Raw genomic sequence first — 12310 nt, 5'->3', positions numbered from 1 at the left:
CTAATTAGGCAGCAATTGGTATAAAATAATAAATTGTGCCATTATTATAATCCGTCAATGCCTAAACTAAAAAGCCGCAAAGCAGCTGCCAAGCGTTTTAGAGCTACTGGCAGTGGTAAAATAAGACGCCGCAAAGCGTTTAAAAATCACTTACTAGAACACAAGACCTCAGAAAGGAAGGGACGCTTGTCTAAGCTGAGCTTGGTAGACGAACGGGATGCGGATAATGTTCGCCTGATGCTGCCTTATATGTAAATCTTAACAGAACAGCTAAACTGCTAACACTACTAAAGTAAACAAACTAGCTAGAATTAACCATGACACGGGTAAAACGCGGTAATGTCGCTCGTAAGCGGCGTAAAAAAATTCTCAAACTTGCTAAGGGGTTCAGAGGTTCCCACTCGAAACTTTTCCGCATTGCTAACCAACAAGTGATGAAAGCGCTGCGGAATGCCTATCGTGATCGCCGCAAGCGCAAGCGGGATTTTCGACGTCTGTGGATTACTCGCATTAACGCAGCAGCACGTCAAAATGGTATTAGCTACAGCCAGCTGATGGGTCAAATGAAAAAAGCCAATATCCAAATTAACCGCAAGATGTTGGCACAGCTGGCAGTGCTGGATCCAGATAGCTTTAACAAAGTGGTGGAATTAGCGGCTAAAGCTGAGTAAGCATATGCGCTACGCGCAGGCTACGCAAACAGCGGTCAGCCGTCAGCTTTTGGCCATTCGCGTAGCGTGGCCATAGGCCAAGGCCAATCGCTGATAGCTGAATGCTTAGCAAGCTGAAAAACTTGGGTTTTGGGTAAATAGGTAATCCGTAAAGGATTAAGTTGTCGGGTGATAAAAAAACTTTGGTTATTTTGATTATTATAGATTATAATAGTTAGCTCACCCCTCTTCACTAAGTATCTTTAATTGGTATTTAATTGGTATTTAATTTGGTATTTCTTGTTCAGTTAAGTCCCTGACTTCACAGGGAATACCTTACCTTTTTACCAATTTATTTACCAATTTTGATTCCCCAACCGATGCTTAAGCACAAATTCTTCAACTTTGGTATGGTCTTCGGATTGACGGCGATGTCTTTTTTGACACCGTTACAGGTTGGGAGTGCTCAACTTGAGGAAATAGAGCAGCGGGGTCAGTTGATTGTTGCTGTCAAAGATAATCTGCGCCCTTTGGGATATAGAGATGCCGATGGCAAGTTACAAGGATTGGAAATTGACTTAGCACGACGTCTAGCAGAAGAACTGTTAGGTAATTCTGATGCGGTGGTGTTGCAGCAGGTGGGAAATATTGACCGACTTAAGGTGGTTTTGGACGGTGAAGTTGACCTGACAATTGCTAGAGTCACAGCCACAGCACCCCGGCGTCGATTAGTGGATTTTAGTATCCCCTACTACCTGGATGGCACGGGTTTGATTACTAAAGACCCCTTAATTACCAGATTGGGTGATCTCCATAGCAGAACCATCGCCATACTCAATCATTCTAGCACAATTGCTGTCGTGCAGTATGCTTTACCGGAATCTAGGGTGGTGGGAGTAGATTCCTACCAAGAAGCGCGATCGCTTTTAGAAAATGGTAGGGCTGATGCTTTTGCTGCCGATAAGAGCATTCTCAGTGGCTGGGTACAAGACTATCCTGAGTATCGGATGCTACCAGTGTGGCTCTCGGGTGAAGCCTTGTGTGTGGTGATGCCTAAGGGGTTACAATACACCAAGCTAAAGCAGCGCGTGAATAATGCGATCGCACGTTGGCAAGCAGATGGTTGGTTAGCTCAACGAGCAACTGCTTGGGGATTACCATTAAGAAGAAAAACTGTCAAGCCTTATGAATGATACACTGCCAACGATTTATCTCTCAATTTTGCTAGTGCTACTTGCTGGTGTTAGTATCGCAGTGCTGCGCCAAGTTATCAAAACTCGTAAAATTGAAACCACTCTCTCTCGGCTGGAGAAAAAGCTCCAAAAAGAACGGGGGACGGTTATAGAGTATTACGAGTTGGGCAGTATTTATGCCGACAAGAAGCTCTTTGGTCAAGCTATCCTGGTATTTCAAAAAGCCTTGAAAGGGACTGATGCTGACGACGAAAACCTTGCTCCTATCTATAATGCTTTGGGTTTCGCCTACTGTGCCAAAGAACAGTATGATCTGGCTATTCGCCAGTACAAAGAAGCCTTGAAGCAAGAGCCTGGATATGTCACAGTCCTCAACAATCTCGGTCATGTTTACGAGCGCAAGCAATTAACTGCTCAAGCCTTAGAAGCTTATGATGAGGCGCTCAAGTATGACCCCAAGAATTCTACCGCTAAGCGTCGAGCAGAATCTCTCCGGAAACGCTTGGTTACACCAGCTTGAATAAAGTCAGAAGTATGAATAATCAAGGAGGAAGAATCAAGGATGAATTTAGTTGTCCTACTACTTCTGGTACACCAGCGGTTAAGCACAGCTTATCCATATCAAGGGTTAACCATGGTTGCTTGAGTCCTAGATTGGCAAAGGGACTCTCAGGTGGGACCTCTAACTGGCTACCCACTAAGCCTAAGCGGGATTTAAAATCACCGTTGAAGTAGAGAATATTGCCTGAGAGGGTGCTTAAGACATTGTCATTTAGGGGGAGTTGCCAGCCAAACTTGGCGTGATTGTAGCTGAAGCGGCACAGGGTATTCTCTCCTTGACGGACGGTGACCCGATGTTGATATCTCGTTGGGCGTTCGCGTAGCGTGACCTTTGGTCGTTCGCATTTTTCCCAGGTGAACTCAGCTATCTCTTTTGGTAATCCCCAAATTTCTCGACCACCTGCGACAGAATCGTGGTTATCGACGTAGATGTGGGAAATCCAGCCGCCAGTTTTGCCGGAATAGCGCACTCTGCCAGCAACTACAATTAATTCACTGTATTCTAGGACTGACCCTGAGCCGTACAGGGATAGATACACCCCACCTAGAGTCTTTCCTGGCAAGAGGGAGACGATGTCAAATTCTGGGGGAATTAGCGATCGCACTCGCTCAATGTCAATCAGCTGCAAGGTTTGGATGGCGTAGCCTTGTAGTGTCCAGGGTGGGTTTGGGTAAGTCATCGGAACATCCTCTAGGTGACATACTCCTACACTGACTCTGCTCTTACAGAGCCGCTTCGCGAACGAGTGAGCGTGTAGGCTTCTTGCCAACTCCACCCAACGGTTCGGATACTCGGCAAGCTTTATTAACGACACGGGATGCCCCTCCGCGCCGGAACAATACAAAAATTCGATTTTTTCGCTAGTTAGCTGATAAACCAGCATTTAAGGCCTTTGGCCACGCTACGCGAACGGCTTTGTTTATCAGTACATATATTATAGCATTCCATACATACCCTGTGCAAAATTCATCCCACACCTAATGCTACGCATTAGGTGTGGGATGAATTTTGCCGGACAGCTAAAATGCTTAATCCGTTGATTTTTGTCAAAAGAATCCAAGATTATGCCGATTATGATAAAAATTACCAATTTAGTCAATTAGTAAAATTTACATATAATCGAGATAATCGAGAACAGTAGCACCAGCACAAGACAATGCCAGATACACATATTCGCTTTGATTGGGCAATCAAAAAACTGCTGCGGAATAAAGCTAACTTTGGTGTTTTGGAAGGGTTTTTAAGCGAGTTGTTGCATTTCGATATTACCATCAAAACCCTTCTCGAAAGCGAAGCTAATCAAGAGACACTCGATGATAAAACCAACCGAGTTGATATTCTCGCTGAAACCACTGATGGCGAGCTGATCCTGATTGAAGTACAGAACAACCCTCAACACGATTATTTTCACCGTATGCTCTACGGTGCCTCTAAGTTAGTCACCGAATACTTAGACAAAGGTCAAGAGTACGGTCAAATTAAAAAAGTCTACTCAATCAATATAGTCTACTTTAACCTGGGCATGGGAGATGACTATATTTATTCCTATCGGGGAGAGTTCATTGGGGCTAATCTGGGGGATATCCTGCAACCGACAAAAACTCAGGAGTTTAAATTTCACATCAATAAAGTAGCAGATATCTTCCCAGAATACTACCTGCTGAAAGTAAGGAATTTTAAGGATTTAGCGAAAAACCCCTTAGATGAATGGATTTATTTTCTGAAAAACAGCGACATCAAAGCGGAATTTTCTGCCAAAGGAATAGCCGAAGCCAAGGAGGCGCTACGAGTTAATAATTTATCAGAACAAGAACGAGCAGCTTACGAGCGTTATATCAACAACAAGCGTGACGAAGCCAGTATCCTGAGTACCCAAGAGCTTGAGACAAAATGGCAAGTGGAACAAGCAGAAATTCGAGGTATTGAAAAAGGGATACGACAAGGAAAACAAGAGGGTATTCAACAAGGTATCCGACAAGGAAAACAAGAAGGTATTCAACAAGGTATCCAACAAGGAAAAATAGCGATCGCCCGTTCCTGTCGGCAACAAGGTTTAGATGTGGATACTATTATGAAAATCACCCAACTTTCTCGGGAAGAGATTGAATCGTTGTAGAATGTAGAATGTAGAATGTAGAATTAATAATTTATAATTAAGAATTAAGAATTTATAATTTGTAATTATACATTTTGCCTTCTACATTATTTATTTTGCATTCACCATTCACCATTCACCATTCAACATTCAACATTCAACATTCAACATTCACCATTCAACATTCAACATTCACCATTCACCATTCACCATTCTCCATTCACCATTCTCCATTCACCATTCTCCATTCTAAATTCTACATTCTAAATTCTACATTCTCCATTCTAAATTCTAAATTATACATTCTACATTCACCATTCACTCTTTCTTCCTTAAGAGAACAAGACAATGCCAGACACACATATTCGCTTTGATTGGGCAATCAAAAAACTGCTGCGGAATAAAGCTAACTTTGGTGTTTTGGAAGGGTTTTTAAGCGAGTTGTTGCATTTCGATATTACCATCAAAACCCTTCTCGAAAGCGAAGCTAATCAAGAGACACTCGATGATAAAACCAACCGAGTTGATATTCTCGCTGAAACCACTGATGGCGAGCTGATCCTGATTGAAGTACAGAACAACCCTCAACACGATTATTTTCACCGTATGCTCTACGGTGCCTCTAAGTTAGTCACCGAATACTTAGACAAAGGTCAAGAGTACGGTCAAATTAAAAAAGTCTACTCAATCAATATAGTCTACTTTAACCTGGGCATGGGAGATGACTATATTTATTCCTATCGGGGAGAGTTCATTGGGGCTAATCTGGGGGATATCCTGCAACCGACAAAAACTCAGGAGTTTAAATTTCACATCAATAAAGTAGCAGATATCTTCCCAGAATACTACCTGCTGAAAGTAAGGAATTTTAAGGATTTAGCGAAAAACCCCTTAGATGAATGGATTTATTTTCTCAAAAACAGCGACATCAAAGCGGAATTTTCGGCCAAAGGAATAGCCGAAGCCAAGGAGGCGCTACGAGTCACTAATTTATCAAAACAAGAACGAGCAGCTTATGAGCGTTATATCAACAACAAGCGTGACGAAGCCAGTATCCTGAGTACCCAAGAGTTTGAGACCAAATGGCAAGTGGAACAGGCAGAAATTAGAGGGATGGAAAAAGGTATCCAACAAGGTATCCAACAAGGAAAACAAGAAGGTATCCAACAAGGTATCCAACAAGGAAAAATAGCGATCGCCCGTTCCTGTCGGGAACAAGGTTTAGATGTGGAGACTATTATGAAAATCACCCAACTTTCTCGGGAAGAGATTGAATCGTTGTAGAATGTAGAATGTAGAATGTAGAATTAAGAATTAAGAATTAAGAATTAAGAATTTGTAATTATACATTTTGCCTTCTACATTGTTTATTTTGCATTCACCATTCACCATTCACCATTCAACATTCAACATTCAACATTCAACATTCAACATTCAACATTCAACATTCAACATTCAACATTCAACATTCAACATTCAACATTCACCATTCAACATTCAACATTCAACATTCAACATTCAACATTCAACATTCAACATTCAACATTCAACATTCACTCTTTCTTCCTTAAGAGAACAAGACAATGCCAGACACACATATTCGCTTTGATTGGGCAATCAAAAAACTGCTGCGGAATAAAGCTAACTTTGGTGTTTTGGAAGGGTTTTTAAGCGAGTTGTTGCATTTCGATATTACCATCAAAACCCTTCTCGAAAGCGAAGCTAATCAAGAGACACTCGATGATAAAACCAACCGAGTTGATATTCTCGCTGAAACCACTGATGGCGAGCTGATCCTGATTGAAGTACAGAACAACCCTCAACACGATTATTTTCACCGTATGCTCTACGGTGCCTCTAAGTTAGTCACCGAATACTTAGACAAAGGTCAAGAGTACGGTCAAATTAAAAAAGTCTACTCAATCAATATAGTCTACTTTAACCTGGGCATGGGAGATGACTATATTTATTCCTATCGGGGAGAGTTCATTGGGGCTAATCTGGGGGATATCCTGCAACCGACAAAAACTCAGGAGTTTAAATTTCACATCAATAAAGTAGCAGATATCTTCCCAGAATACTACCTGCTGAAAGTAAGGAATTTTAAGGATTTAGCGAAAAACCCCTTAGATGAATGGATTTATTTTCTGAAAAACAGCGACATCAAAGCGGAATTTTCGGCCAAAGGAATAGCCGAAGCCAAGGAGGCGCTACGAGTCACTAATTTATCAAAACAAGAACGAGCAGCTTATGAGCGTTATATCAACAACAAGCGTGACGAAGCCAGTATCCTGAGTACCCAAGAGCTTGAGACAAAATGGCAAGTGGAACAGGCAGAAATAAGAGGTATTGAAAAAGGGATACGACAAGGAAAACAACAAGGAAAAAAAGAACAAAAAATAGCGATTGCCCGTTCCTGTCGGGAACAAGGTTTAGATGTGGAGACTATTATGAAAATCACCCAACTTTCTCGGGAAGAGATTGAATCGTTGTAGAATGTAGAATGTAGAATGTAGAATGTAGAATTAAGAATTAAGAATTTAGAATTTAGAATTTAGAATTTGTAATTATACATTTTGCCTTCTACATTGTTTATTTTGCATTCACCATTCACCATTCACCATTCACCATTCACCATTCACCATTCACCATTCACCATTCAACATTCAACATTCACCATTCACCATTCACCATTCACCATTCACCATTCACCATTCAACATTCACCATTCAACATTCAACATTCAACATTCAACATTCAACATTCAACATTCACCATTCAACATTCAACATTCAACATTCAACATTCACTCTTTCTTCCTTAAGAGAACAAGACAATGCCAGACACACATATTCGCTTTGATTGGGCAATCAAAAAACTGCTGCGGAATAAAGCTAACTTTGGTGTTTTGGAAGGGTTTTTAAGCGAGTTGTTGCATTTCGATATTACCATCAAAACCCTTCTCGAAAGCGAAGCTAATCAAGAGACACTCGATGATAAAACCAACCGAGTTGATATTCTCGCTGAAACCACTGATGGCGAGCTGATCCTGATTGAAGTACAGAACAACCCTCAACACGATTATTTTCACCGTATGCTCTACGGTGCCTCTAAGTTAGTCACCGAATACTTAGACAAAGGTCAAGAGTACGGTCAAATTAAAAAAGTCTACTCAATCAATATAGTCTACTTTAACCTGGGCATGGGAGATGACTATATTTATTCCTATCGGGGAGAGTTCATTGGGGCTAATCTGGGGGATATCCTGCAACCGACAAAAACTCAGGAGTTTAAATTTCACATCAATAAAGTAGCAGATATCTTCCCAGAATACTACCTGCTGAAAGTAAGGAATTTTAAGGATTTAGCGAAAAACCCCTTAGATGAATGGATTTATTTTCTCAAAAACAGCGACATCAAAGCGGAATTTTCGGCCAAAGGAATAGCCGAAGCCAAGGAGGCGCTACGAGTCACTAATTTATCAGAACAAGAACGAGCAGCTTACGAGCGTTATATTAACAACAAGCGTGACGAAGCTAGTCTACTCAGTACCCAAGAGTTTGAGACCAAATGGCAAGTGGAACAGGCAGAACTTAGAGGAATGGAAAAAGGTATCCAACAAGGAAAACAAGAAGGTATCCAACAAGGTAAAAAAGAAGAAAAAATAGCGATCGCCCGTTCCTGCCGGGAACAAGGTTTAGATGTGGAGACTATTATGAAAATCACCCAACTTTCTCGGGAAGAGATTGAATCAATTAAGAATTAAGAATTAAGAATTAAGAATTGAGAATTGAGAATTGAGAATTGAGAATTAAGAATTAAGAATTTGTAATTCTACATTTTGCATTCTACATTCTACATTCTGCATTCTACATTCTACATTCATTCTTCCAGCAAGCAATCACAAAACGCCTTCAGTTCCGGATTCACAGAACTATTCCTTAAATAACTACCTAAGTAAGCACAACCCCTAGCTAAGAGTCGATCTAGGGTGTCCACCCGCCACAGCTTGATGGTATCCCCGTCTACAGTAGCGAGTTGCGTCCCATCTGGGTGGAAAACCAGTCGAGTCCCCTCGAATTGGGCAATTTGGCGACCTGCTAAATCCCACAGGCGCACGGTATGGTCACCTCCAGCGCTAGCGAGCAGCTGACCATCCGGGCTAAATTCCACCTGGTAAACTCTACCCTGATGCCCTATAAATTGTTGGACTTGGCCAGTTTTGAGATTCCACAACCTCACGATTCCGTAATCTCCAGCGCTAGCAAGCAGCTCACCATCAGGGCTAAATTCCACCTGGTAAACTTTACCGTGATGCCCTTTAAATTGTTGGACTTGGCCAGTTTTGAGATTCCACAACCTCACGATTCCGTAATCTCCAGCGCTAGCGAGCAACTGACAATCAGGGCTAAATTCCACCTGGTAAACTCTACCCTGATGCCCCTCCAATTCATGGATTTGGCCAGTGTCGAGATCCCATAACCTGACAATTCCGTCAACTCCAGCGCTAGCCAACAGCTGACCATCCCAGCTAAATTGCACCTGGGTAACCTGACTCCGATATCCCTTCAGATGGTTAACTTGCCCAGTGTTGAGATTCCAAATCCTTACGATTCCGTCAACTCCAGCGCTAGCAAGTAGCTGACCATCCCAGCTAAATTCCAACTGCCTAACCTGAACCCGATCTCTTTGCAATTGGTAGATTTGTCCAGTGTTGAGATTCCACAAATTAATGATTCTGTCAAATCCAGCGCTAGCCAGATACTGACCATCCCAGCTGAATTGCAACTGCTTAACTGAATCCTGATGCCCTATAAATTGTTGGACTTGCCCAGTGTTGAGATTCCACAAACTAATGATTCTGTCAAATCCAGCGCTAGCCAGATACTGACCATCCCGGCTGAATTTTATCTGCTTAACCCTACCCTGATGCTTGGCAAGTTTAGGCTCCTCAATATAGTCAAGAATCCGTTGTAAAGCGAGTATTGGACTAGCAGCGGGATAGTCTTTAAAGGGAGTATGTTTCGTGACCATTGCTTTCAAATCTTTCCCGGTTTCCATAGCTGCTAGTAAGGCATAAAACGGGCTATAAATAAAATTATTAAGATGTGTAAATCCTGCTAGCTCTAGTTTTAGTCCTACTCGTTTATGTTCCAGTAAAATTTGTTTTTTTTTATCAATTTTTGCAAGTTTTTGTTTTTTATTATTATCATATATTTTCTGAATCGGATCTACTAAATAATCATGAATTAACTGATATAATTTTTCTGTTTCTAATGGAATCTTAAACACTAAACCCGATCCCACTAAAATATCCAAAATTATCCTAATTTCCTCTAGTTTTAAGGTTAAAATATTAGCTAATTCAGTCTCTGTTTTTAAGGGTCTCAGTTGCTTGTCATCGGTCAAGAGAAACAACAATTTCCAAGTAGTTTCTTGGTATTTCGGTCCACAATCCGTAACCACAGCCTCCAGATAACGCTCTACTAGTTTGGCCTTATCGCCCCCTTGCTGATACCTGTCGAAGGTGACAATTCCCTCGGTTTCTAATTGTGCTCCCACCACCTGTAGCTCAATCGGACGCACTTCTCCGGTTTCTGCTGCTAAATCTTTTACCAATTGCTCAATCAACTCTGCTTCTAAGGAAAACTTAGCCTGCTCGGTTAACCGTTCAATCACCGCTTTTGCCTGGGATTGAGAAAAATTCCCTAAGTAATAGAGCACATCTTTGCTGAGAATATCATTATTAACGACATCTAAACTAATCAGGCGGTTGTTACACTCTAATAAATAATAGATATAATCTTCTCGCAAGGCCAGAATCACCTTTACAGCTTCAAGAGTTAGACAGTCCTTTAAAAATTGATACAAAACTCGCCGTTGCTGTGGCTGAGGATACTGAAATAAAAATTCTTCAAACTGGTCAAAAATTAGCACAGTCAGTCGATTATTGTCACTATTGTGTCGGAGCTGGTGGATAATTTTCCCCAGAATTTTTTTTCCATCTCCTCCCTGGTCTGTTCCAATTATCCTTTTAGCCAACCTATGCTGCCAACGCTTATAAACTGTTAGCAACACTGGCTCCACATCCCGAGCATAAATAATCTCTTGCTGTAATCTAGGAATTAAACCAGACTGAAGTAGAAAACTTTTACCCACGCCGGAGGATCCACAAATTACGGTTAGTTTGTGGTCTTTGCGACCAATACGCTCTACTAAGTCATTAATGGCTTGCTCTCGACCAGAGGCAGCAATGCGATCAGCCATTTGAGTATCTCTGATTCTTTGTTTGAGGGATAATTGACCAACGCCCACAAATGCCCGAAACCGGAACTGATACTCGATTGATTGCTGGTATGCCTTAACTGAGAAGGCTTTTTGATACTCCCCTTGGTCAAAGTAGAGCTGTCGCAATTCTTTGAGAATTTGAATATATAGGTCGGGATTCAAGTTAGGATTGGTTTGTTCTTTGGCTTGCTCTAGATACCCAATCCCCTCCTGGGGTAGACCAAGATGCTTGTAGGCTTTCGCTAAGGATAAGCAATACCAACCTTGATGCAGTTCCCACGCCCAGTCCAACTGCTCCCGAGTCAGGTCACCAGGGAGGTCAACATAATTCTTGGCATCGGTAAGGATTTTCAGTGCTTTAGTGGCCAAGTCCTTGACCCGATTCCATTGGGAGCGAGCGATGGCTACTTCTGCGGCTAGAATGCCGTAATCATGGGCAAGCCAGACCGGGTTGGGATATTTCCGATGAAGGCTTAAGGCTTTTTTCCCTAACTGCTCCAACTCATCCCATCGCCTTAGTCTTTGTAGAATTTCCCCCAAGGGATTGATAAACTTAGCTACTAAGTCGGGACGCTTAGCTTGCTCAAAGCAGTCATGCGATCGCAAAAAATAGTCCTTAGCCCGTAGGCAATGTTCCTTACCCTGATTCCGGTCTTGATCGGCATAAGTACGGTACCATTGCCCCATATGGAACAGAACACATCCGTATCGAATTAAATGGTTCCGGATGGCAGAGCGGTGAGAGGGGTAAGCTTCCAGAATACCTTTCCACAGCTGTATACTTCGTTGATAATGCTCTTGGGACTGGTTGAGATTATCGGGAATTCCTCGACCTAGGATAAATTCCAGACTGGCTTCTAAATCTGGGGCTAATTCTACCTGCCGATGTTGCAAATCTTGCCAAGCTTGGCGTAAGTCAGCCAGCTGCTGCTTACTGAGATTCTGTCCATAATGAAGACCCCCAGCGGCTCCAGCAGCTAAGACTTGAGCAAAGCCAAGATCAGTAACCTCTTGGATAAATTCGATTACGTTAGCGGTAGAGATTTGAAAGTCCAGGGTTGAACCGGTTCCCCAACTGGCCAAATCCCTGGCAGAGCGCAGGAATTGGGAATAGACTCGATCATCTACCCAAAATAAAACCGGCACATGGAACTGTTTGCGAAACTCTTCCCGGACTCGATTGGCTAATCTCAGCAGTTGCTCAAGGTCTCTGACCACCTCAAAGCCATACACCATAATCCCTTGGGGCGGTTTTTGTCCCAGTTGGGTTTGAATGTTGGTGTATATAGTCCTGTAGAGCTGGGTGACCTCCGGAGTTAGCCCAATCGGGAAAATCTCTACGGAACAAACCTCTGCCAGTTGTTGAATTAACTGGTCTCGCCACTGGGTATAATTACAATGGGCGAAAATTAAGGAAAATTCCTGTTCACTGGCTCCCATTTCCATTGCCCAAGCCAGCTGCTTCAATAGCTGTTGATGATTAGCTTGTTGGTGATGATCCTGTGGCTGACGATTAGTCATG

At 42.3% G+C, this 12310-nt stretch carries 10 protein-coding genes; 8 read left to right on the top strand and 2 right to left on the bottom strand.

Translation table 11 applies throughout. From position 1 onward, the window contains the following. Window positions 1-57 precede the first annotated feature (57 nt). The 4 genes from rpmI (at window position 58) to F6J90_RS28175 (ending at window position 2363) form a co-directional block, all read left to right on the top strand. Entirely contained in the window at window positions 58-255 is a 198-nt protein-coding gene (gene rpmI / locus F6J90_RS28190; protein WP_293101288.1) for a 50S ribosomal protein L35, read from the top strand. A gap of 62 nt (window positions 256-317) precedes the next feature. Next, entirely contained in the window at window positions 318-671 is a 354-nt protein-coding gene (rplT, locus tag F6J90_RS28185; RefSeq protein ID WP_008186586.1) for a 50S ribosomal protein L20, read from the top strand. Window positions 672-1081: 410 nt separating this feature from the next. Further along, entirely contained in the window at window positions 1082-1843 is a 762-nt protein-coding gene (locus F6J90_RS28180; RefSeq protein WP_293101285.1) for a transporter substrate-binding domain-containing protein, read from the top strand. Then, on the top strand, window positions 1836-2363 hold the full coding sequence (locus tag F6J90_RS28175; protein WP_293101282.1) for a tetratricopeptide repeat protein: 528 nt from the start codon (window positions 1836-1838) through the stop codon (window positions 2361-2363). Before F6J90_RS28180 ends, F6J90_RS28175 begins: the two co-directional genes overlap by 8 nt. Before the next feature lie 22 nt (window positions 2364-2385). Here F6J90_RS28175 and F6J90_RS28170 read toward each other — a convergent pair whose 3' ends face one another. Then, entirely contained in the window at window positions 2386-3084 is a 699-nt protein-coding gene (locus F6J90_RS28170; protein WP_293101279.1) for an acetoacetate decarboxylase family protein, read from the bottom strand. A gap of 477 nt (window positions 3085-3561) precedes the next feature. Here F6J90_RS28170 and F6J90_RS28165 point away from each other — a divergent pair, with 477 nt between their 5' ends. From F6J90_RS28165 to F6J90_RS28150, 4 genes are all read left to right on the top strand, one after another. Further along, complete coding sequence (locus tag F6J90_RS28165; protein ID WP_293101277.1) at window positions 3562-4521, top strand: Rpn family recombination-promoting nuclease/putative transposase; 960 nt, start codon at window positions 3562-3564, stop codon at window positions 4519-4521. Between the two features lie 327 nt (window positions 4522-4848). After that, window positions 4849-5784, top strand: coding sequence for an Rpn family recombination-promoting nuclease/putative transposase (locus F6J90_RS28160; protein ID WP_293101274.1), 936 nt, complete (start codon window positions 4849-4851; stop codon window positions 5782-5784). A gap of 299 nt (window positions 5785-6083) precedes the next feature. Next, on the top strand, window positions 6084-6995 hold the full coding sequence (locus tag F6J90_RS28155; RefSeq protein ID WP_293101271.1) for an Rpn family recombination-promoting nuclease/putative transposase: 912 nt from the start codon (window positions 6084-6086) through the stop codon (window positions 6993-6995). A gap of 341 nt (window positions 6996-7336) precedes the next feature. Continuing rightward, complete coding sequence (locus F6J90_RS28150) at window positions 7337-8266, top strand: Rpn family recombination-promoting nuclease/putative transposase (RefSeq protein ID WP_293101268.1); 930 nt, start codon at window positions 7337-7339, stop codon at window positions 8264-8266. Window positions 8267-8382: 116 nt separating this feature from the next. On the opposite strand, the gene F6J90_RS28145 is transcribed toward F6J90_RS28150, so the two are convergent. Further along, window positions 8383-12309 carry a hypothetical protein gene (locus F6J90_RS28145; RefSeq protein WP_293101265.1) on the bottom strand — a complete coding sequence of 1309 codons (3927 nt, stop codon included), beginning with the start codon at window positions 12307-12309 and terminating at the stop codon, window positions 8383-8385. Window position 12310 lies beyond the last annotated feature (1 nt).

The sequence above is a fragment of the Moorena sp. SIOASIH genome, assembly GCF_010671925.1.
Taxonomy (GTDB): domain Bacteria; phylum Cyanobacteriota; class Cyanobacteriia; order Cyanobacteriales; family Coleofasciculaceae; genus Moorena.
This window is presented reverse-complemented; position numbering and strand designations above follow the sequence as displayed.